This window comes from Allomuricauda sp. ANG21 (assembly GCF_040705235.1).
GTDB classification, from domain to species: domain Bacteria; phylum Bacteroidota; class Bacteroidia; order Flavobacteriales; family Flavobacteriaceae; genus Flagellimonas; species Flagellimonas marina.
On the sequence record NZ_JBFCVT010000004.1, the window covers coordinates 24,117 to 47,187 of the forward strand.

21 protein-coding genes are annotated in these 23,071 nt (G+C 41.9%); 2 read left to right on the top strand and 19 right to left on the bottom strand.

Going from position 1 to position 23,071, the window contains the following annotated elements:
* Nucleotides 1–19: 19 nt before the first annotated feature.
* The 13 genes from AB1A65_RS07160 to AB1A65_RS07220 all read right to left on the bottom strand — a co-directional run bounded on the left by AB1A65_RS07160 (nt 20) and on the right by AB1A65_RS07220 (nt 14,785).
* Nucleotides 20–1,090 carry a M20 family metallo-hydrolase gene (locus tag AB1A65_RS07160; protein WP_366587247.1) on the bottom strand — a complete coding sequence of 357 codons (1,071 nt, stop codon included), beginning with the start codon at nt 1,088–1,090 and terminating at the stop codon, nt 20–22.
* Nucleotides 1,087–1,866, bottom strand: coding sequence for an acetylglutamate kinase (gene argB, locus AB1A65_RS07165; RefSeq protein WP_366587249.1), 780 nt, complete (start codon nt 1,864–1,866; stop codon nt 1,087–1,089). Before argB ends, AB1A65_RS07160 begins: the two co-directional genes overlap by 4 nt.
* Complete coding sequence (locus AB1A65_RS07170) at nt 1,863–2,801, bottom strand: acetylornithine carbamoyltransferase (RefSeq protein ID WP_366587251.1); 939 nt, start codon at nt 2,799–2,801, stop codon at nt 1,863–1,865. The genes argB and AB1A65_RS07170 overlap by 4 nt, the downstream gene beginning before the upstream one ends.
* On the bottom strand, nt 2,798–3,946 hold the full coding sequence (locus AB1A65_RS07175) for an aminotransferase class III-fold pyridoxal phosphate-dependent enzyme (RefSeq protein ID WP_366587253.1): 1,149 nt from the start codon (nt 3,944–3,946) through the stop codon (nt 2,798–2,800). The genes AB1A65_RS07170 and AB1A65_RS07175 overlap by 4 nt, the downstream gene beginning before the upstream one ends.
* A 73-nt stretch (nt 3,947–4,019) precedes the next feature.
* The gene (gene proC, locus AB1A65_RS07180; protein ID WP_366587255.1) at nt 4,020–4,814 is read right to left on the bottom strand and encodes a pyrroline-5-carboxylate reductase; all 795 of its coding nucleotides are present in this window, start codon (nt 4,812–4,814) and stop codon (nt 4,020–4,022) included.
* 103 nt (nt 4,815–4,917) lie between these two features.
* The gene (argC, locus tag AB1A65_RS07185; RefSeq protein ID WP_366587257.1) at nt 4,918–5,904 is read right to left on the bottom strand and encodes an N-acetyl-gamma-glutamyl-phosphate reductase; all 987 of its coding nucleotides are present in this window, start codon (nt 5,902–5,904) and stop codon (nt 4,918–4,920) included.
* Nucleotides 5,905–5,992: 88 nt separating this feature from the next.
* Entirely contained in the window at nt 5,993–7,180 is a 1,188-nt protein-coding gene (locus tag AB1A65_RS07190) for an argininosuccinate synthase domain-containing protein (protein WP_366587259.1), read from the bottom strand.
* A gap of 77 nt (nt 7,181–7,257) precedes the next feature.
* Nucleotides 7,258–7,887 (bottom strand): GNAT family N-acetyltransferase, encoded by a 630-nt coding sequence (locus tag AB1A65_RS07195; protein ID WP_366587261.1) that lies wholly within the window; start codon nt 7,885–7,887, stop codon nt 7,258–7,260.
* Between the two features lie 218 nt (nt 7,888–8,105).
* The gene (gene mptB, locus AB1A65_RS07200) at nt 8,106–9,458 is read right to left on the bottom strand and encodes a polyprenol phosphomannose-dependent alpha 1,6 mannosyltransferase MptB (RefSeq protein ID WP_366587263.1); all 1,353 of its coding nucleotides are present in this window, start codon (nt 9,456–9,458) and stop codon (nt 8,106–8,108) included.
* Between the two features lie 5 nt (nt 9,459–9,463).
* Nucleotides 9,464–10,948: a cellulose synthase family protein gene (locus tag AB1A65_RS07205; RefSeq protein WP_366587265.1), complete on the bottom strand. Its 1,485-nt coding sequence runs from the start codon at nt 10,946–10,948 to the stop codon at nt 9,464–9,466.
* Between the two features lies 1 nt (nt 10,949).
* The gene (locus tag AB1A65_RS07210; protein ID WP_366587267.1) at nt 10,950–11,639 is read right to left on the bottom strand and encodes a glycosyltransferase family 2 protein; all 690 of its coding nucleotides are present in this window, start codon (nt 11,637–11,639) and stop codon (nt 10,950–10,952) included.
* Between the two features lie 77 nt (nt 11,640–11,716).
* The gene (locus tag AB1A65_RS07215; RefSeq protein WP_366587269.1) at nt 11,717–13,336 is read right to left on the bottom strand and encodes a 4Fe-4S dicluster domain-containing protein; all 1,620 of its coding nucleotides are present in this window, start codon (nt 13,334–13,336) and stop codon (nt 11,717–11,719) included.
* A 99-nt stretch (nt 13,337–13,435) separates the two neighbouring features.
* A complete protein-coding gene (locus tag AB1A65_RS07220; RefSeq protein WP_366587271.1) occupies nt 13,436–14,785 on the bottom strand; it encodes an FAD/NAD(P)-binding oxidoreductase in 1,350 nt (449 codons plus the stop codon).
* A gap of 152 nt (nt 14,786–14,937) precedes the next feature.
* Here AB1A65_RS07220 and AB1A65_RS07225 point away from each other — a divergent pair, with 152 nt between their 5' ends.
* Together AB1A65_RS07225 and AB1A65_RS07230 are read left to right on the top strand one after the other, a co-directional pair.
* Nucleotides 14,938–15,951, top strand: coding sequence for a glycoside hydrolase (locus AB1A65_RS07225; protein WP_366587274.1), 1,014 nt, complete (start codon nt 14,938–14,940; stop codon nt 15,949–15,951).
* A gap of 102 nt (nt 15,952–16,053) precedes the next feature.
* Entirely contained in the window at nt 16,054–16,995 is a 942-nt protein-coding gene (locus AB1A65_RS07230) for a hypothetical protein (RefSeq protein ID WP_366587276.1), read from the top strand.
* A gap of 7 nt (nt 16,996–17,002) precedes the next feature.
* On the opposite strand, the gene AB1A65_RS07235 is transcribed toward AB1A65_RS07230, so the two are convergent.
* From AB1A65_RS07235 to AB1A65_RS07260, 6 genes are all read right to left on the bottom strand, one after another.
* Nucleotides 17,003–17,698, bottom strand: coding sequence for a TIGR04283 family arsenosugar biosynthesis glycosyltransferase (locus tag AB1A65_RS07235; protein ID WP_366587278.1), 696 nt, complete (start codon nt 17,696–17,698; stop codon nt 17,003–17,005).
* Entirely contained in the window at nt 17,688–18,431 is a 744-nt protein-coding gene (locus tag AB1A65_RS07240) for a DUF547 domain-containing protein (protein WP_366587280.1), read from the bottom strand. Before AB1A65_RS07240 ends, AB1A65_RS07235 begins: the two co-directional genes overlap by 11 nt.
* Before the next feature lie 26 nt (nt 18,432–18,457).
* Nucleotides 18,458–19,423 (bottom strand): arsenosugar biosynthesis arsenite methyltransferase ArsM, encoded by a 966-nt coding sequence (gene arsM, locus AB1A65_RS07245; protein ID WP_366587283.1) that lies wholly within the window; start codon nt 19,421–19,423, stop codon nt 18,458–18,460.
* Complete coding sequence (locus tag AB1A65_RS07250) at nt 19,420–20,235, bottom strand: purine-nucleoside phosphorylase (RefSeq protein ID WP_366587285.1); 816 nt, start codon at nt 20,233–20,235, stop codon at nt 19,420–19,422. The genes arsM and AB1A65_RS07250 overlap by 4 nt, the downstream gene beginning before the upstream one ends.
* A complete protein-coding gene (locus tag AB1A65_RS07255) occupies nt 20,232–20,846 on the bottom strand; it encodes a TIGR04282 family arsenosugar biosynthesis glycosyltransferase (RefSeq protein WP_366587287.1) in 615 nt (204 codons plus the stop codon). Before AB1A65_RS07255 ends, AB1A65_RS07250 begins: the two co-directional genes overlap by 4 nt.
* 71 nt (nt 20,847–20,917) lie before the next feature.
* Entirely contained in the window at nt 20,918–22,963 is a 2,046-nt protein-coding gene (locus tag AB1A65_RS07260; protein WP_366587289.1) for a response regulator, read from the bottom strand.
* Between the last annotated feature and the right edge of the window lie 108 nt (nt 22,964–23,071).

Sequence of the window (23,071 nt, forward strand, 5' to 3'; positions counted from 1 at the left end):
AATTGATTATTGTATGTGTTTATTGTAAAAATCCAGAAAGGATTTTGATATAAAGGTCGATGCCTTCCTCAATTTCGTTTACGTAAATAAATTCATTCGCCGAATGCGAACGTGTACTGTCTCCAGGCCCCAATTTCACGGATTGGCAACTCAACGCCGCCTGATCTGAAAGTGTTGGGGAACCATACGTTTTTCTCCCCAGGTCCAGACCACTTTTTACCAAATCATGGTCGGGGCTAATACAGGATGAATTCAATCGCAAGGAGCGGGGCGTCATTTTGCAAGGTGCTTCCTTTTGCAACATACCTGAAATCTCCTGATTGGAATAGCAATCATTCACCCGAACATCCACCACCAAATCCACTTGCGCGGGTACCACATTGTGCTGCTTTCCGGCATTGATTTGTGTAACGGTCAGTTTTACTTCGCCCAAAGCATCGGAAACTTTATCAAACGTATAGTCCTTGAACCACTGTAGCACGTTAATGGTATTGTAAATGGCATTGTTGTCGTTAGGATGTGCCGCATGTGAGGGGGTTCCTTCCACAACAGCATCAAAGACCACAAGGCCTTTTTCGGCAATGGCCAAATCCATCAAAGTGGGCTCGCCCACAACCGCAACGTTTATTTCGGGAAGGATGGGTAACAACGCCCGAATACTTTTTTCTCCTGCATCTTCTTCCTCTCCAGTGGCTGCCATAATAATATTATGGCTCAACCCCTCCATTTCATAAAAATGGACAAAAGTGGCCAAAAGCGATACCAAACAACCACCGGCATCATTGCTGCCGAGACCATACAATTTACCATCCTCAATATGGGGGTGGAAAGGGTCTTTGGTATAGGCACTGTTGGGTTTTACGGTATCGTGGTGCGAGTTCAAAAGCAAGGTGGGTTTGGACGCATCAAAATATTTGTTGAAGGCGTATATATTGTTGTACTGTCGCTCGGTTTTCACCCCAAATCCATGTAAAAAGGTTTCAATGGCATCGCCGGTTTTATCCTCTTCACCCGAGAAGGATGGAATTGAAATGAGTTGCTTTAGCAGCTCAATAGCTTTTTCGGTCAATATGTTTTGGTTGATTTTCATAAGGTAACGGTAGTAAAATTTGGGTTGCCTTTTTCCAGCATGTCAATATCTCCGATACATACTTTCTTTACTTGATTTTTGAGGGCGTAGAAGCAATTGTGCATTTTGGGCAACATCCCATTCGATATAATGCCGTAGGCCAAAAGTTCTTCATACGTTTTGGAATTGATATGGGTAATGACCGAGTTTTCATTCTCCACATCCTCCAATACACCTTTCTTTTCAAAACAGTAGTAAAGTGTGGTATCAAACTGGTCCGACATGGCAATGGCCACTTCGGCAGCAATGGTATCGGCGTTGGTGTTGAACAACTGTCCTTTTCCATCGTGTGTCAAAGCACAAAAAATTGGGGTAAAACCAGCCTGCAGCAGTTTAAAAATGCCATAGGCGTTTACTTTGTCTACATCGCCCACGAAGCCAAAATCCACCTTGGTAACCGGTCTTTTATGGGCTAGAATGGCATTTGCATCCGCTCCGCTCATACCTATGGCATTGGTGCCGAAAGCCTGCAATTGGGCCACAATTTGCTTACTTACCAATCCACCGTAGACCATAATGGCAATTTCCAAACTCTTTTCATCGGTTATTCTTCGGCCGTTGATCATTTTGGCCTCAATACCCAGTTTGTTGCCAATCTGTGTGGCTTTTTTTCCTCCTCCATGCACCATGATTTTGTTCCCCGGCATTTTCGAAAAAAGATCTAAAATTCGGACGAACCCCTTATCATCTTCAATGAGGTTGCTCCCTACTTTTACGATGGATAGTGTTTGTTTCATAAGGCTTCCAATATTTTTTTCAGTACAATCTGTGCCGAAAAGGTTCTATTCAATGCTTGGTTGATTACCAACGAGTTTTTGCCATCCAAAACCGCATCTTCCACAACAACATTTCTTCTCACAGGAAGGCAGTGCATAAATCTAGCTTGTCCCAATTTTTGTTGCGTCATGGTCCAGTTTAGGTCTTGGTGCAGTACTTTGCCATAATTGGTATAGCTGCTCCAATTTTTCACATAGACAAAATCGGCATCCTTGAGTGCTTTTTCTTGATTGTACTCAATTTGGCACCCTTGGGTGATTTTAGGGTTGAGTTCATACCCTTTGGGGTGGGTGATGATGAATTCCGCATCCTGCAACTTCATCATTTGGGTAAATGAATTGGCTACGGCATGAGGCAAAGCCTTTGGATGGGGCGCCCAAGACAAAACAACTTTTGGTCTTGATTTTTGGGTGTGCTCTGCTAAAGTTATGGCATCTGCCAAAGCCTGCAAAGGATGACCTGTAGAACTTTCCATATTTACCACAGGAACCGTAGCATATTTGGCAAAACCATTGAGTACTTCCTCAGCTTCGTCCTTTTCTCGATCCTTTAAATCGGGAAAGGCACGAATGGCAACAATGTCACAATATTGCGAAACCACTTGGGCGGCCTCCTTGATGTGCTCCGAAGTGCCTTTGTCCATTACAGACCCATCTTGGTACTCCAAGACCCAACTTTCACTGCCAAAATTCATGATCATGACTTCCATTCCGAGGTTCATGGCCGCTTTTTGAGTGCTCAACCGTGTCCGTAGACTATTGTTGAAAAACAACAGGCACACCGTTTTGTGTTTCCCTAAATCTTCAAATTGATAGGGATTTTGTTTTAAGGTAATCGCTTCGTCCACCCAATCGGGGAGTGACTCAATATCGTTGACTGATAAAAAATGTCTCATTTTAATGCGTTTTGCAGGGCTTCAAAAAATAGGTCTACATGTTCTTTGGTGATGTTCAATGCAGGTAAAAACCGCAATAACTTCTTGTTTTTGGCACTGCCAATAAAAATATGCTGGTCATAGATCAGTTTTTTTCTGAGGTCGGCCACTTCAAAATCGAACTCAAGGCCAATCATCAATCCTCGACCTTTTACGTTCTTAATTTCTGGAATATCTTGTGCCTTTTCGCTAAAATAGGCTCCCAATTCATCTGCATTTTCGGTGAGGCCTTCGCTTTCCAATACTTCCAAAACAGCCAAACTCGCGGCGCAAGCCAAATGATTTCCACCAAAAGTGGTTCCTAAAAGCCCGTAGGAAGGTTTAAAAGTCTCATGAATCAACACACCGCCCACAGGAAAGCCGTTACCCATTCCTTTTGCGATGGAAATGATATCTGGTTGGACACTGAGCGTAGTCGAAGTGTCCAAATGGTGCTGAAAAGCAAAAAATTTACCGCTTCTTCCATACCCAGATTGGACTTCATCTGCAATCAGAACAACATGATGCTCCTTACATTTTTCGGCAATGAATTGATAGAAATCCGTGGTAGGTTCATCCAATCCGCCCACACCTTGAATGGCTTCCAAAATTACCGCACAATATTCATCCGAAGCAATGGTGTTTTCAAAGGCCTCAAAATCATTCAGTGGTAGAAAAGTAACCGCCTGCTGCTTGTTGATAGGCGCATTGATGCTAGGGTTGTCCGTAGCGGCAACAGCTGCCGAGGTTCTTCCGTGAAAACTGTTGTTAAACGCAATGACTTTGGATTTTCCTGTGTGGAACGAAGCCATTTTCAATGCATTTTCATTGGCTTCCGCCCCAGAATTGCACATAAACAGGTCATACTCCCCACAACCTGATAATTGACCTAACTTTTCCGCTAATTCTTCCTGAATCGGATTTTGGATGGAATTGCTATAAAAAGCAATCTTATCCAATTGGTCTTTGATTCGTTTTACATAATGTGGATGGGTATGCCCAATTGAAATAACGGCGTGGCCGCCGTAAAAATCCCAATATTTTTGTCCTTTATCATCCCAGACCTCAATGCCTTTGGCAGACACCGGGGTCACATCATATAACGGATATACGTCAAATAACTTCATTTTTTTGTTTTTACATCCCTAAAGTGCCACTTCGACTTCGCTCAGTGCAGACTCTGAAAGAGACATTTTAGGTTTATCCTTTTTTAATTTGACTGATTTTTTCAAAGGAGCTCACAATGCCTCGAATAAGCGAGGAACTCAACCCTTGGTGTTCCATTTCATTCAATCCCTCAATGGTACAGCCTTTGGGTGTGGTAACCCTATCAATTTCCTCTTCGGGGTGGCTTCCGGATTCAATGAGAAGACTGGCCGCTCCATTACAGGTGTGCATGGCCAATTCTTGGGCTTCCTTGGCATCAAAGCCGAGTTGGATGGCACCTTGTGTGGTAGCGCGAATCAAGCGCATCCAAAATGCGATTCCACTTGCGCATATAACCGTAGCGGCTTGCATTTGTTCCTCTGGAATTTCCATAGTGTGTCCCATCCGGTTAAAAATGGCCTTGGCCAAATCGATTCGTTTTTTACCGAGTTCATTGCTACAGATACAGGTCATGGATTGCCCTACGGAAATTGCCGTATTAGGCATACTGCGTATGATGAATTTATCCGAACCGATGATGCCCTCAATTTTGGGAATGCTAAAACCCGTTATGGTACTAATGATGACATGCTTTTCGGTGAGTAGGTCCTTGGTTTTCTCCAAAATAGAGGTGAAATGGCCCGGTTGTACCGCAAAAATGAGAATGTCCGAGTTTTTTACGGCCTCTTCATTGTCTGAAGTAACCGTAACATTCCCATATTTTTCAAAATCTTGGATGGATTTGGTATTTCGTTTGGTGAGGTACATGGTTGTGGCACCGTTGGTATGCAAAATCCCTTTTGCAATGGCCAATCCCAAGTTTCCCGCTCCTATGATTGCTATTTTCATGGTTTGTTTGTTTTGTCATCTCGAGTGCAGTCGAGAGATGTTTTTTGTAAAGGTCTCGCATCTCGACTGCACTCGATGTGACGGCTCGACCTGACATTATGTTTTAAAAAACTCCTGCTTTTAACAATAGACCCTCAGTTTCAGAAAAACCGAACATCAGGTTCATATTTTGTACGGCTTGCCCAGAGGCGCCCTTCAGTAAATTGTCTGTTGCCGAGGTCACCAAGATTAAATCCTCATGTTTATACAAATGAATATGGCATTGGTTCGTATTCACTACTTGCTTTAGATGGATTTCATCATCTGAAACATGGGTAAAGGCAGCATCCTTGTAAAAGTTCTTGTAGAGATTTTTCGCTTCTTCCAACGAACCTTCAAAAGGGGTATAGGCCGTGGCCAAAATTCCTCTGGTGAAATTCCCTCGTGTGGGCAAGAACAATAGTTTTCCAACCGAATTTCCGTAGGAAGCCAAACTTTCGCCTATTTCTCCCAGATGTTGATGGGTAAAAGGCTTGTACCACGAAATGTTATTGTTCCGCCAGCTAAAATGCGAAGTGGCCGACAATCCAACGCCGGCTCCGGTACTTCCCGTAACTGCGTTAATGTGAACATCGCTTTTCAGCAATCCAGCTTTAGCCAAAGGCAATAATGCCAATTGAATTGTGGTGGCAAAACAGCCAGGATTGGCAATGGCCTCCGCAGCTTGTATGGCAGACTTGTTCAATTCGGGAAGCCCATAAATAAATCGCTGGCCGTTAAAATTTGAATCAGCCTGTAATCTGAAATCGTTACTGAGGTCTATAATTTTTGTGGATACTGAAAACTTGTTCTCCTTCAAAAAGGAAGTTGAATTACCATGTCCCAGACAAAGAAAGACTACATCCACATCAGGATTTATCTCTCCGGAAAACTCCAAATCAGTCAATCCCAACAAATCTTGATGGGCAGAGGTGATGGGTTTCCCTGCTCGTGTGGTGCTATAGACAAAATCGATTTCGGTTTCAGGATGGTTCAACAACAATCTAATGAGTTCCCCACCTGTATACCCAGAACCTCCTATTATTCCTACTTTTATATTTTTTCTTCTCATATCAATGGAGAGTTATTTAGTGTCATGCTGAATTTATTTCAGCATCTCATTCTAGTGAGACCCTGAATCAAGTTCAGGGTGACGGCTCCTATATTTTAGTGTTTACGTGGTTCGCAATTTTCCCTGAGTTGGATAAGATTTTGATGAAGCCTTTGGCATCATCCGCAGTCCAACCTTTGTTCATTTCCCCATAACTTCCAAAGGAAGCATTCATCAAATCATGGTCTGAAGCGATTCCATTCAATTCAAATCGGTAAGGATGAAGCGTTACAAAAACATCCCCCGAAACGTTCTTTTGGGTATCGGTTAAAAAGGCTTCAATATTTCGCATCACTTCATCCAAATAATTCCCTTCGTGCAACAGCATGCCATAAAAATTGGCCATTTGCTCTTTTTGATACTGTTGCCATTTACTCAAAGTGTGTTTTTCTAGCAGATGATGGGCCTTGATGATAATCAACGGGGCAGCCGCTTCAAAACCGACCCGACCTTTGATTCCGATAATGGTATCACCTACATGAATATCCCTGCCGATGGCATATTTGGATGCAATGGCCTCCAATTTTTCAATATTGGCTACAGGCGTGTCCTGTTCGCCATCCAAGGCTACAAGTTCTCCCTTTTTAAAAGTCAGTTTTAATTCTTTGGGTAGTTCTTTTTCCAATTGACTTGGGTATGCCGTTTCCGGCAATGCAAGATGCGAAGTCAAAGTTTCTTCGCCCCCAACCGATGTGCCCCACAAACCTCTGTTGACAGAATATTTGGCCTTTTCCCACGAATAATCGATTCCGTTTTGTTGCAGGTAATTGATTTCTTCTTCCCGGGCCAATCGTTTATCCCGGATTGGGGTGATGATTTTAATTTCTGGGGCCAATATTTGGAAAATCATGTCAAACCGTACTTGGTCATTTCCAGCCCCAGTGCTCCCGTGGGCAATATATTGTGCGCCTAATTTTTTAGCATGATTTACAATTTCAATGGCCTGAACAATTCGTTCCGCACTTACGGAAAGGGGATAGGTGTTGTTTCTGAGGACATTTCCAAAAATGAGGTATTTCACCACTTTTTCATAAAAATTGGAAATGGCATTGATGGAGGTATAGGTAGTTGCCCCCAAAGCAAGCGCTTTTTCCTCAATCTCCTTAATTTCAGCTTTGCTGAATCCACCGGTATTAACGCTTACGGCGTGTACTTCAAATCCTTCTTCTTTGGATAAATATTTGGCACAATAGGAGGTGTCGAGTCCACCGCTATAGGCTAAAACTAATTTTTTCATTCTGCTTGTTCAAATTTGGGTGTCGCATCGAGCGCAGTCGAGATGTTATGTCGTTCTCGACTGCGCTCGAACTGACATTATGGTTTTTGTTTCTTTTTTAAGAAAAGAGTTTCTTTAATCTCTTTTAATCGTTGAAAGGCCTTCCCATTCAATTTTTTGGATTCTGTATCTTTTTCACTCTTTTTTTCATTGGCATCGTAAAGCATTCCGGTGCACAGGCACATTTTTTGTTCGGTACGAGTAAGAATGTCGAAGTTTTTACAGGTTTGGCAGCCTTTCCAAAAGTCAGGGTCATCGGTAAGTTCCGAAAAGGTTACGGGCCTATACCCTAGCTCATAATTCATCTTCATGACGGCCAGCCCAGTAGTAATCCCAAAAATTTTGGCATCAGGGAATTTCTTCCGGGAAAGCTCAAAAATGGCTTTCTTAATTTTTTTGGCCAAGCCTTGGTTTCTATAATCTGGGTGTACAATAAGCCCAGAGTTGGCGACAAAATCTTTGTTGCCCCAAACCTCGATATAACAAAACCCGGCAAATGTATCACCGTCCAAAGCAATAACGGCATTGCCATTTTGGAGACGTTTCATGATATACTCAGGGGTACGTTTGGCAATTCCAGTACCACGCACCTTGGCAGAATCTGCAATAGTGTCGCAGATAATCTGGGCGTATTTAAAATGTGATTCGTTAGCAATTACAATATCCATTGCAAGCGATTAAACAGATAAAATTAAAAATTGATGTTTTGATGGTTTTGCGGAAATGGACTCACCTATTTCCATAGACATTAGTGCACCCTTACGGGCGACGACGTGGAGAAAATGGACGGACTGGAGCAGGGTTGCTCAAAGCTGTAAATATGTATTCTTGTCCTTTCATTGCGGGATAAAAGTACAAATTAATTCCAACTGACCTAAAGATTGATTTATTTTTTGAAGAAATATAACTTTTTTGAACCTCTACCTATTATTTCATAAATAAAGAAGCCAAAGACCAAAATGTATTCAATGGCCAATAGCCAGAGATTCTCCTTGAAATCGGGGTTGGAATACGCCTGATAACTGAGCACAATGGCCAAAGACCAGACCAACGGAAACCGATATTTTGTAAACAGCGAGAGGCCCATCAGAAAAACAACATACCAGGGATGCACAGTGCTGGACAGAAAATAATAGAAGGATAATACCAAAACCATTGCGGTGATCACACTTTCCAGCGTGTTGTTTTTCCGAAGGAAGGTGATGAGCAAGGTGATGCCCAGAATTACTTTGGTGATGATTTTTCCATAAGACTCAATTAATTCCCAAGGTTTAGATTCATAATTGACCACTGCAATTTTTTTGATGATGTTGTAAATACTCGCATTGAACTCAAAGTTGGAGAACCAAAGTTGTAGGGTTTCGGAGTAGTTCTCGATAAAGGATGGTGCATAAAAAGGTAGAAGTAACAAAACACATCCCACTCCCACAAGTCCGTAGAACAGGACACTTTTTTTAACTCCAAAGTATTTTAGAAAGATGGGCAAGAATAGCAAGGGCATGAGCTTAACCATGATTGAGAGAGAATACATCGGCGTGGCAAGAATCCATTTCTTTTTTGAAATGAGGTACAAGGCCCAAACCAGAAAAAACAACATAACCCCTTCATAATGGAGGTTACCTGTTAATTCAATAATGACCAAAGGGTTCAAGAAATACCAAAAGGACACATGTGTGGATTGGTTGAGGTTTTGGAACAATTTTCTTCCGAAGTATAGGACACCGATATCAGCCAAAATCAAGGTCAATCGCATAACTATGATTGAACCCAAAATGCTACCTCCACCCAAAATAGCTGCCAAAGCAAACAGTAACTGATTGATAGGCGGGTAGTTGCTAAAGTTTTTGGCATGGAGTTCCCCCATATATGTGTGCAGTTCATGTGCATTCGCGATTGCCAAACCAGATTGACCAATCAGGTCATTTGGGGTATGGAGATAGGGGTTAAGCCCATTTTTGATGAGTTCCCCATCCCAAATAAATCGATAAAAATCTTGGGAAAGGTTAGGCTCGGCAAACAAAAAAATCAGTCGAAATAGAATTCCTGCTACCAAAAGGAACTTAAAGTTCCATTTTTCAAACTGCATGAGTTTGACCATAAAAAAGAACAGCCCAGCAAAAAGCGTGAGCAGTTTTATGAAATCGGTGCGGACCAAATCATAACCAAAACTTGCATAGAACAACAGACTCCCGATGACAAAGAGTATCGGGTATTTGTGCAAGCGCCAGTAAGATAGCATGGGTTTTAGGCCTTGGAGGTCAGCGACTTAAAGAAAACAAAGCCGAAACCTAAGAACAACATCAAATGGAATGGGAACAATCCGTAGTCATTCAAAGGAACAGCACTGTACATTCCAAATAGGAAGTAGATCATCAAAGCAAATTCCAAAATCATATTGGGCGATAATTTCTTTGCCAAATATTTGTTACCTTTCCAAGTGTCTTTTATGCTGTTGATATTGAACTTAGGGGTTCTTACGAATTCACTTCGCTTGCCCAAATGGCCTTCCAAAACAGCCACGGTGTTGTGCAAAGAGAATCCAAGGGCAACAGAAAAGAAGGTGAAAAAGAGTTTGATGTAGTCCACAAAGTTGTCAAAACTGCTTCCCTGAATGCTTTTGTACGTAAACCAATAGCAAATGAAGAGGATAATGGTACTGATGATGAAGAAGCTGGTCACCTCAAAAATCCAACCCAAATGGCCATAGGTGTTTTTGATGTAGAGCATGGGAATGCTCAACAAGGCTACAATGAATACGCAAAGGAACATGGAGCTGTTCAATAGGTGCATTACCCCATGAAACTTGGTTTTTAGGGATATATTCTTGGATGTAATTACACTCCAAACGGTTTTTCTGAAGTTTTCGGCACCGCCTTTATTCCATCGGAATTGCTGTGAACGTGCCGCGCTGATCACCACGGGCAATTCAGCAGGAGTTTCCACATCTTCCAAATATTTAAACTTCCAGTTTTTCAATTGGGCGCGGTAGCTCAAATCCAAATCTTCGGTCAAGGTGTCCCCTTCCCAGTTTCCGGCGTCCAGAATACATTCTTTTCTCCAAATACCGGCCGTACCGTTAAAGTTGATAAAGTGTCCTTTTGAGTTTCTTCCTACCTGCTCCAACGTAAAGTGGGCATCCAAGGCAAACGCTTGAATACGGGTAAGGGTGGAATAATCGCGGTTGATGTGCCCCCAACGGGTCTGCACCACACCGATTTCCTCATCTTTGAAATATGGAACTGTCTTTTTTAACCAATCACTTTCAGGAAGGAAATCAGCATCAAAAATGGCGATAAACTCACCTTTGGCAATAGCCAAGCCTTCTTTGAGGGCACCGGCTTTAAATCCTTTTCGGTTTTCCCTACGGATATGTTGTATATCGAGTCCGTCTTTTTGGAGCTCTTCGATTCGCTTGGCCGTTTCAATGACAGAGTCATCAGTGGAGTCATCCAATACCTGAATTTCCAACTTACTTTTTGGGTATTCTATTTTGGCAATGTTGTCCAACAAACGCTCCATCACATACTCCTCATTGTAAATGGGAAGCTGAATGGTAACAAACGGTATTTCCTTGGGATCTAGAAGGTTGAACTTGGGCGCTTCTTCATTTCGCTTTTTATAGCCTAAGTAATTGATCAGCAAGTTTAACTGTGACAAACTGTAGAAGAAAATCAAAATTAAGGCTGTACTATAAATAGCAACAATGATAAGAGCAATTGTGAGTCCCATATTATTTTAAACTGTATTTAAAAATCCAACCCAAAATTTTTATGCCAGCAAATATAGTACCTTTTAGCGTACCTGACACTTTTGAAACACCAATTCTTCGTTTATAACGCACTGGTATTTCGGTATATGACATGTTTTTTCTCAGAACTTTGAGCTGCATTTCCACCGTCCACCCGTAAGTTTGGTCCTGCATCTCCAATTTTTTGAGTTTTTCATACTTTATGGCCCTAAAAGGTCCTAAATCCGTAAATCTTGCGCCAAACAGGATTTTCATTAAAAATGTGGCCAATTTGTTGCCAAAAACCTGTTGTGGCGTCATGGAACCGGGTTCCCTCAGCGACTTTTTTCGAGCGCCGACCACAAAATCTATGTCATTTTCCAAGATTGGGGCGACTACCTTATCCAGTTCCTCTGGATAATCCGAGTAGTCTCCGTCGATAAATACGATAATGTCCGGCTCTTTGGATTGTTGCTCTACATAATTAATTCCGCGCAAACAAGCGGACCCATATCCGGTGCGGGTTTCGGTGAGTACGGTGGCTCCGGCTTTTTTGGCATTTTCCTTGGTATTGTCGGTAGAACCGTTATCCACTACAATAATTTCGGAAACGTGCTTGGGAATTTCAGAGACCACTTTTCCTATAGAATCTCCTTCGTTTATTGCGGGAATGATGACCTTTATATCCGCCATGGACTACCTGTGATATTTATTTTTGGTTTGAGGTTGCCAAAACTACACTATTCCATTTGTTTTTTGAGGTCTATCTTTTAGTTCGATTGTTTCTGGTTCACCAACGCCATTAAATCAACATCATTGCCCAATAAAACTTGGTTGCTGTCAATTCTTCCTTCCAGCGGGCCATTTTCCAGTTTCAACACCCCTCTTGGGCATACTGCGGAGCAGATACCACATCCCACACAACTGGAACGCACAATATTTTCACCCTTTTGGGCATAGGCCCGTACATCGATACCCATCTCACAGTACACGGAACAGTTTCCGCAGGAAATACACTGCCCGCCGTTGGTGGTAATTCTGAATCTGGAGAACAATCGCTGCTGAAAACCGAGGATGGCCGCCATGGGACATCCAAACCGGCACCAGACCCTATTTCCAAAAATGGGATAAAACCCTGTTCCGATGACACCAGAGAATATGCTTCCAATCAAAAAGGAATAGGATTTGCGCAGGGTTTCGGACTTAAAAAGGAATATATTTCCATCACCACTAAAAAAGTGCATGCCAATGAGTGCCATAATGATCACAAAATAACCGATAGCCCCGTATTGCGCATCTTTTTGAAGTTGGTCTCGTTTAAAAAGCATCACCCACCCAAAAACCAAAGTCAATAAAACGGCCACGCCAATTAAAAAAGAGCTTTTGGTAAGCCAGTATTTGCTGGTATCCGTTCCCAAATAGGAATACACCACCGCGGTGGTCATTAGAACGACAAAAACCACTACACTGTGCACCACCCAACGTTCCACTTTCCAAGCGAAGGTTGATTTATCACTTAGTTGCCGAAACGAGTCCCCGGCGGTTTCCGCCAGTCCACCACAACCGCAGACCCAAGAACAATACCAGCGCTTTCCATATTTGTAGGTGAGGATGGGGGTAATCACAAAAATGGAGAGAATGCCAAAAATCAAAAGGGCCAGTCCGATATCTCCAGCACTCAGGAATCCCTTAATGCGGTAGCTTTCAAAATTGTAGTAGTTGAGTGGCCAAATATTCTTCAGATCGTAATAGGGCAAACTGCCTCCGTTCAAAATTTTATCACCATTCAGGCGAGCCATCAACTCAGGAATGATGAACGCAAAAGCAGTTTGAAAAAACATTACGCTAAAGGTGCGCAATCGTTCATACCGATTATGACGATATTTCCATAGAAACTTAATCCCGAAGGCTAAAATCGCCACAGTATACAATGTGCCATACACAAACCACTGACTGGCGGGATTACCGCTCAACGCCTTGCTCAATGGGTCAAAAAGGGCGATTACCCCTTTATTGTCTCCATCGCTCACCAATCCCAAATATTCGGGATAGAAATAAAGGACGATATAAAACCCGGTCAAAGCAATCCCTGCTACCCATGCCCAGAAACCGCGACTGGACACGGATTTGAACCAAACCCCGTCATTTTTGATTCCCGGAATCTTCTGGGAATAAGCATCCCACGAGAACCAAATGGTGCCCAAGAAAATGGCTGAAAGCGATAGGGTCAACCACAATGTTTTGTTTGGAAAGCTGGCATTAAAAATTGCCAACACTAAAATCCCGAGCCCCAAAAACCCTAATACTGTGGCAACTTTTTGATGGGTACTCAAGCTTTTTGGTGGTTCCCCGGTAAGGGCCATGCTTCGGCTGTGCGTTTGATAGTTCATTGTTCTATTTTGATTTTTAAGGCGTATTGTATTTATTTTATAGATTCCATGAGTCAGTCCTCTAGAGCTACTTTAAGAAACCCAGAAACCCTAAACCATTCAACTCATTTGAAATATGCGTTTTAAACTTTTCTTTTTCAGGATAATGGATTTTCCAAAATCGGAATTGAATTGGTTCACGATGTCCTTTTCATACGTCCGGTAGAATTCTGGGTCGAAGTTGGCATCAACCAGATGTTCCACAACATATTCGATATTTCTTTTTTCGGTAAGCCAGCGGTCAAAAACTTCATGGCGTAATCGAATCCCGAAGGTATTGATGCCCAAAAATTCTTCTGAATCTCTGTGAAAGGCGATAGTGATACAGAGTTTCTCCTTGGGATGTCTCCAGTGAAAATGAACTTCTTCGGCCTTTTTTCTTCGTTCGGAGAATACCCAACCGTATGTTTGGTATTCAATGTCCAAAAACTTAGCTGAATTGAACCAATGTCCGGGATTGTAGGGCATTTTATTCCCACATAGGGTCTGTGCCACGGTCTCGCCCATCATACGGCCTGTGTACCAAACCGCTTCAATGGGGCGTCTGTTTCCTATAGCTTCATGCTGCTCGGCGCAATCCCCAATGGCATAGATATCTTTTATGTTGGTCTCCAAAAATCGGTTCACTTTAACTCCACGGCCCAATTCAATTCCCGAATCTTTTAAGAAACCAATATTGGGAGTGACGCCAGCGGTGAGTCCCACCAAATCACAAGGGATTTCCTCTCCAGTTTCTTCTACAACCACAGATTTTACCCGCCCATTTTCATCGGAAACGATTTCTTTCAGTGAAGCCCCCAATCTTAGGTCGATATGGTGCTCCAAAATATGCTCATTGATCATTTGTGACTCCCCAGAAGGTAGAACTCCGTTCCAAAAGCTGTCTTCCCGGACCAAAAATGTTACGGGGATATCCCGGGTTCGCAGCATTTCGGCCAATTCAATGCCAATTAATCCACCACCTACAATCACCGCACGTTTGCATACCTGTTTGTTCGGAGCGTTTACCTCCAGTTGATCTAAATCTTGTTTGGAATACAGTCCTTGTACCCCATCCAAATCTTGGCCAGGCCAATCAAATTTATTGGGTTTGGATCCCGTGGCAATAACCAATTTGTCATAGGACATACCCTCTCCATCCCTCAACAATAGCTTTTTTTCTTTGGGCAGTACTTGCGAGACGTATCCTTTGACCAACTCAATACGATTTTTCTTCCAAAATCCTTTTTCGTAGGGTTGGGTATGCTCAAATTTCATATGCCCCATGTACACATACATCAATGCGGTACGGGAAAAAAAATAATCGGTTTCTGTGGATATTATGGTAATCCGTTTGTCCGAAAGTTTTCGGATATGTCTTGCTGCAGTGACTCCGGCAATACCATTTCCAATGATGACAATGTGCTCCATTTGGTCAGATTGATTGTTGCTAATGTGTCGAACAAAATTCAATGAACTTAACCCAATGGGTTAATTTAGAAAGAATATAATTTAATAACGGTTTCATTTTTCAGAATTCCTTAACCTTTAAAGGGTTATTTTTAGGGTAAATGAGTTTCGTTATGAAATTAGTAAGTTTTGTTTGGTGTTTGATTTTAATTTCATGTAGTGGTCAATCTTTTGAGAAAATCAACGGAGTTAGTTTTGTGGGGTCACGTGAAGAGGTGACCCAAGCACATGTGGATCCTTTGTTAAAAATCCACGCCAATTATGCCGCAGTGATGCCGTTTGGTTTTATGCCTGACCCAAACTCCCCAGAGCTTACTTTTAATACGGATCGTCAGTGGTATGGAGAGACCAGACGTGGTGCCAAACAGTACATTGATTTGTTGCACAAAAATGGGGTACAAGTGATGTTAAAACCCCAAATATGGATTTGGCAAGGGGCATTCACCGGGGATATGATCATGCCATCGAATGAAGATTGGAGCACTCTTGAAAAATCGTATGAAGATTTCATTTTGATGTATGCCAAGTTGGCCGAAGAGACCAAATGCAGTGTGTATTGTATTGGTACGGAGTTGGATGAATTTGTAAAACACCGCCCTGAGTTTTGGAACAACCTTATTGAAAAAGTACGGCAAGTCTACCATGGAAAGCTCACCTATGCTGCCAATTGGGATGAATATGGCCGAACACCTTTTTGGGACCAGTTGGATTTTGTGGGCGTGAACGCCTATTTTCCGTTGTGCGAAAATCAAAATCCTACAGTTGAAACCTTAACAGCCGGATGGCAACCTTGGAAGGTTAAATTGAAAGAACTTTCTAAGGATATGTCCAAGCCCATTTTGTTCACCGAGTTTGGTTACCGAAGCATGGATTATACTGGAAAGAAGCCTTGGCTGGTGGACAGAAACAAAGAGAATGTGAATCTTAAAGCACAAGCAGATGCAACCCAAGTAATTTTTGATGAGTTTTGGAGCGAAGATTGGTTTGCTGGGGGATTTGTTTGGAAGTGGTTTATACATCATGATAGGGCCGGTGGATATGCCGACAATAGATTTACACCCCAAAACAAACCGGCTGAATCTGTAATTCGCGAGCACTACGCCCAGGTTAAGAAATCAAAACTTTAAGGTTATCAATACGAATTGTTCAAAGTTTTAAGGCTTCCAAGTGTTGCCCGAAGGTATTTTTTACCATATTTGTAGTACACCCCTCTTTGCTAAAATAGAATTATGAAAATCTTGTCATCCCTGTTATTTTGGGTATGTACTTGCTCACTTGTATTGGCCCAAAATAACCCAAATATTGTTGTTGCAAAGCAGGGGGACGGTATCTTTTCCTTGCTCCGAAAGCAAGGATTGGACCCTGTGAAACATTATGAGGAATTTCTACTTCTCAATGAAGGAAAAATAAAGAACGGAAGTTTTTTACAGGTCGGGGTGGAGTACCAAATTCCTGAAGCAACAGACTCATTCAAGAAAACCGGCGTACACATATTGGCCCAAAATGGAATCGAGGAACCAATTTTTGACAAAGAGTTGGGCAGCATGTCCTTGAAAAGTGAAAAATTAAAGGACGCTGTGTATTATTTGGTTGTGGACAGCGAAATACAACAGGATAATGATTTTCTGCCCGAAATCACTCAAAATCTGGCCGCGGAATTAATGGTTCATGGTGCAAAGGTCTACATTCTAGACAATAAAAATCCAGAATTTTCGACTGCCAATGATGATTCCGTTTTGACGCAGACGAAGAAAATGGGCAATTATGTTGAAGCTATCAACAAGCGTTACATTCAAAATTCTGGCAAGTATCAAAGGGTATTGGTCATAAGGGCCAACGAGCTCACTGGAAAAGGAAATATGAATGTGGCGGTATATCATTACAATAAGAGTGAAGAAGGCCAGAGATTGGCGGCAAACATTCAGAATGTGTTTAAAAAGAACAGTGTTTCAAACCATTCTTACCAAGACATCAATATGATTTTTGAAGACAAAGCCAGCCTATATTTGGCACGGAATGTTCTTCCTGCAATCAGTTTGCTCACCATGGAAAATGCGTCCCCAAAATCTGTTGGAGATAAAATTGCGGTGCGTCCGGACAAAAAATTACTGGCCAATTTGCTGACAAATGGCATCATGAACGATTTTGCTGATTTGGAGATTGAAGAATAAACCTTTCCTAAGAAATATTTTTCTTGTAGTAGCGATACAGTTCCTCGGCATCAGCGCCCAAAAAGTTTTTTAGGTGAATTACGGCGAAATGGAACTGAAGCTTCAGGACTCCGACTTCCCGATATTTTCTTGCTGAGGTGATGACGCAGTCCGGCACCACTTTGAACTTGGTATTCTTGTACAATCGTGCAATAAATTCAGTATCCTCATATATGTGATAGCTCTCATTGAATCCCGTGGTTTTTTCAAACAGCTGTTTGTGAACAAATAGGGATTGGTCCCCACCTCGACAAAGAAGAAGGTTTATTCCGGAAAACCAAGCAAAAAACCGCAAGAATACGTTTTTGGTGTCAAATTTCATTCGGAAACAGCCTGCCATAAAACCGTTTTCCACTGCTTTCAAAATAGATTGATCAAAGTTTTTGGGCGGAAACGTATCGGCATGTAAAAAATAGAGGATATCGCCATTCGAAAGTTTGGCACCCAAGTTCATTTGTTTGGCCCTTCCTCTTTCTGAGTGGATGACTTTGGAACCGTTTTGCTCTGCAATTTCAACAGTTCTATCTACACTGCCACCATCAACGCAAATAATTTCTTTGATATTACTGGATGATGATTTAAGGTGATTAAGCAACTTCCCAAGGCACAATTCTTCATTGAGCACCGGAATAATTATGCTAATGGAAGAATTCTTATTTGGCATCGTTCAAACTCCAATCGTAATCCAAATAGTCGATATTGGCATCTTTGCTAACGGGGTTGTTCAAAAATTGATTGATGTATTCCAAAAGGGAGGCTTCCTTTGTAAAATCTTTCTTGTACCATTTAAATATTTCGGAGAGTTGCGCCTCACCGTTTTCAAATCTATTTTTTGAAGGGTCGTTCACGAAGTCGAGGGCCACTTGGTTGAGCTGTTGTTCTATTTTTTCTGCAACAAAAGCCTTGTTCCATAAATTGGGACAGGAATAGGATGCACAATTGATGGCGAAATGGATTCTTGGCTCGTCCATATTCCGTAATATTTTGTGTTCTATATCATTTAAAGAAAGCTTTGTGCCGCCCACTGATATCCATTTTTTACCCCATCGATTCGGGATGTCTTTTATGCTGTTCACGGGATAATTATCCACAATCAATTTAACTGTGTTGGCATTGTAAAGGTTGATGTAATACGCCAACGAATCTCCCTTCGACCACATTTGGGAGGGTGGATGTTCGGCCAGGTAATCCAAATATCCACTCAATTGAGCACTCTCTTTCTTAAAGCCTGCGTAATTTACTAGGCCCGTTTCATCTACGTGTCGTTGTACAAGAACATTCCATACCGCATGGGAAGGTTTGGAAATTGTGGACGTATGCTGAACCCCTGTCTTTTCCTTTTTTCCACCACAGGAAAGTAAGAACAAACCAAGAAACAGATGTAGCACTATGTTCATGTGTCTATTTTTAAACGCGAGTTGACTTAGCAGCAGCCACCGCCGTTGTAATGCCAAGTGCTTTCACTTACATGAATTTGGTCTGAGGCTTTAGCTAAGGCCGCTGCGGTTTTGTCACATACCGCCAAGGGTTGGTTCTGGTACATTACATGCCCCTTTCCATCATCAAAATATTCCTCATCACCATAATAAATAGCTGTTTTTCCTGTAAACATACACGGACCGTCCTCTGGCATAGGGTCTTTTATGGCCGCAATTTCAATAGATTCAATATAAATGAGTTCGTCGGTGGGATAGTGGTTTGGGGATAGCACGCGATACGATTTTCTTCCCCGTATTTCAATGGTGCCAAAACCGGCATCGGTTAGCACTTTTACATAATCTTTCAATGGAATACTCCCACTTAGGCATTGCGCCCTGAGTCGGTCATCATTGCGAAGCGCATCATTCATAGGCTGTTCGCAAATGGGGTCGCTCATGACCAAGCGTCCATGAGGTTTTAATACGCGATACATTTCGGAAACGGCTTTCTTCAAATCTTCAATTTTAAAGATATTGAAGAGGCAGTTTTGTGCGGCTACATCAATGGACTCATCGGCAACGGGGAGATTGAGCGCGTCACCTTTCACCAAATTGACATACTCACTTTTGAACCAATCATTTTCTTCTTCGGCCACTTTAAAGTTTTTTTGAGAGGCCTCCAACATTTCATCTACAGAATCCACTCCTGTGACGCCGCCTTTTTGTCTGGAGAAATAAGAAAATTGCAATAACTCCATTCCACCCCCAACACCTACGTAAAGAATCTTGGGGTTGTTCACCAAATCTTGGGCGGAGACAGTACTTCCACATCCGTAGTTCATTTCTTGCATGATTTTTGGAATGGAAAGTCCCGGAAACTGCCAAATGGGGGTAGTGGTGCAGCACAGGCCAACATCTGGGGTCAGGGCCGCTTCTTTGTAAAGATCTTGGGTGGCGTCTAAATAGCTCATAATTGTTTTATTAATTCTTTGAACAACTGTATCATTTTGGGCTCGGTCCTGTTGGCAATGGCCAATATTTCTTCAATATTCACCGGCTCCAAGTTATCTGGGTCGCATTCATCGGTTAAAACGGACACGGCCACAATGGGTAGTCGTAAATGATTGGCAACAATTACTTCGGGCACCGTACTCATTCCAACGGCATCAGCACCAAGGGTTTTCAGCATGCGATATTCCGCTTTGGTCTCCAATTGTGGACCAACCACCGAAGCGTACACGCCTTTTTGAAGCGAGATTCCCTCCTTTTGGGCAATGGCTTCAATTTTTTTCCGCATATCAACATCATAGGGCTCACTCATATCCACAAACCGATCTCCAAATTCAGATACGCCCTTAAACGCCAATGGAGAACCTCCTTGCAAATTAATGTGGTCTTCAATGAGCATAATATCCCCCTTTTTAAAATTTAGATTGATGGCACCGGCGGCGTTGGATACGAACAGTTTTTGAATGCCCATTTGGTGCATTACACGAATAGGATAGGTGATATCCAAGAAATCGTATCCTTCATATAGGTGGAATCGACCTTGCATGACCACAGCTTTTTTTCCAGCAATGGTGCCATAAATGAGTTTTCCCGAATGGAACTCCACTGTTGCCAGCGGAAAATAAGGGATGTGGTTGTAATGTGCTTCGATGGGGGTTTCTATGTCATCCACCAATTTACCGAGACCGGAGCCAAGAACAATACCAATTTCAGGGGTATCAAACCCTCTCTTTTTTAAGTAATCAACAGATTCATCAAGTTGTGCTTGCGTCATTCTTTTATATGTTTTAGAAAAGGCTGAAACGCCTCAATATCTTTTATGTCTTCGTAGTAATCCACGTCATTTTTAACCGGGAGCATGAAAACTTTACTGGTTTTTAAATCCTTTAATGTGCCTGATAGAACTGTGTCAGTACCCCAATTTTTGTTACGGAACAGTTCTTTTTTAAGGGACTTCATGCCCAAAAGGTAATACCCACCATCTTCGGCCGGGCCAACAACAAAATCATGATGGTTCAGTCGAAAAAAAGCCTCTTCCAGATCAGCTTGGGAGAGGTGGTACATATCACTGCCAATTATAATGATTTTTTCAAAACCGGAGTGAAACCCTTCTTTGAAGGCATTTAACATGCGTTCGCCCAAATCAGTCCCCGCCTGAAGTTTCTTTTGATAGGTATTCTGGTCCCAAATATCATTTTCCCATATGGATTCTGAATAAAAAACCCATTTTTCCACATTTAGGTTTTTAGTGAAGGTAACGGTGTGGTCCAGCAGGAATTTATAGATTTCCAAGGCGGTTTGATCACCTACTTTTGCCGCCAATCGTGTCTTGCATTTGCCCAGTTCTGGGTTTCGGGTAAGGATTAGAAGTAGGTTTTTGTCCATACATTCAAAGATACCATAAAGCACCTAGGAGCTGACAAAACCATTTTTTATTTTTTTGAATTAATTTGGATTCAAGATACAGCGGCGAGATAGACCGGCAGAATATTTCGGAGTTTATCGAACGAGATGGGTTTGGTGAGGTAGTCGTTCATCCCCACGCCTTTGGCTTCATCAATGGCTTCTTTGGTCACATCGGCGGAAAGACCAATTATGGCGATGTCTTTATTGATTTTTCGGATTTCCTTGGTAGCTTCAAAACCATCCATATTGGGCATGTGCACATCCATGAAGACCAGGTCATAGTCGTTTTTGGTTACTGCTGAAACAGCTTGGAGTCCATTACATACCGAATCGGATTGGATGCCTAATTTTTCGAGGCTCATTTTAAGAACAATGACATTTACCCGATTGTCATCCACTATAAGGACTTTGCATCCACTAAGGTCTAACTGCTCGGCACTTGGCAGGCTCGCATCTTGTTTTGCTTCAGAAATGGGCAGCTTCAGCAATAAGCAAAATTCCGTACCTACGTTAACTTCACTGTCTACGGTAATCTTTCCCCCAAACAATTCCACCAATCTGTGGGTAATGTACAGCCCAAGTCCGCTACCTTCGTGCCTTTTGGCTTTTCCCGCATCAATTTGGGTAAAACGGTCAAAAATGGTTTTCAACTTGTTTTTTGGAATCCCGATACCGGAATCCTTAAAATTTATGTGAATGGCCAACCTATCTTTTATTTGTTCTTCGCGATAGAAAACCTGAATCCTACCATTTTCTGTGAACTTAAGTGAATTCCTGAGGATATTGGTGATTATTTGGCCATATTTACCCACATCTGCTTTAACATATTGGTCGTTGACAACCGACGATTCCAGTGTAATCTGCAAGCCTTTTTCCTCAGCATAGGGTCTGTAAATGCTGATGATGTTTTCCAGTTCTTCAATGGGTGAAAAAGTTTCGTCCCTAAAGCTGATTTTTCCAGATTCAATTTTATCGATTTCAAGAATATCATTTACTAACAAGAGGAGTTTTTTGGAAGAAATGTCCATTAATGAAAGGTATTCCTGCAAGGAACTGTGTATTTTGGAAAGCTTCAAAACCTCAATAAAACCTATAATGGCGTTCAAAGGGGTCCGTATTTCGTGACTCATGTTGGAGATAAACTCGGTTTTGGCCAAGGAAGATTTTTCGGCCTTCAACCTTTCTGTTTTCAAAGATTTGTTGAGTTCCTTGAGCTTGTCATTGGCATAACTGAGGCGTATGTTCTTTTTTCGGGAGGACTGATAAAAATAAATGAGCGAGCTGGTAAGCAGAGCCACCAAGGTGCCAAAAATCAATAAGAGATAAGTGTCTTTTTGCCGTCCCAACATAAAATCTGCATCTACCGGCATAAGCGTAAAGGTCCATTTCCGTTTATCCAATGAATCTATCTGCAAAGTGGTGGAAAAGACATATTCGTCTGCCATGGCTTCAGATGAGGGACTGTTCTTTGCATAAAAGATGGTGCCGTTTTCGTCTTTTATCTGAATGGCATACATATCCAAGCTAGAGGTCATTTCATTGAAAGGATTGGTAAAGTCCATCCCAGCGGTTATGGACCCTTGAAATCTTTCCTTAAAGAAGACGGGTACATCAACCAAAAAGGCATTTCCACCTTGATGAAGCTTGGTCCATGACGAAATATTGGTTGAACCGTTCGTCATGTGCCTTAGCCATTCTGTGTTCCTTGGATGTGCCGATATGTTTAAACCAATAGCAGCCTCATTACCTTTCAATGGCGTTACCATTTTTATGGTCATTAAACTATCTACCCATTCCACAAATTTAAAAGATGGGTTTTGATCAAGAATAAGACGTGCATCCCTTTCCCAGTATTGAAAATAAGACCCATCCGTCATTTCAATACGCTGCTTTAAGTTTTCGAGCGACTTAATGTTGTACTTAACAGACGAGAAGAATTCTTGGGCCCGAAGATTACCTGTGTTGTGAATTTCCTGAACGAACGAGGACTTTTGCGTTTTTAGCGAATTGTTCCATAGAATAGAAACTGTGGTCATAAAAACAACAAAGACCACAACGGGAAGTATCAACTCTCTTTTTAATGATATCAACGACATATGTATTCTCTGGCTAGAGATCAATTATTCACTTGCAATCCGCCCAAAATTAAAACTTGTAAGAAGTATTGTAGGAAAAAACCACAACATTGTAAACACTTAACACCT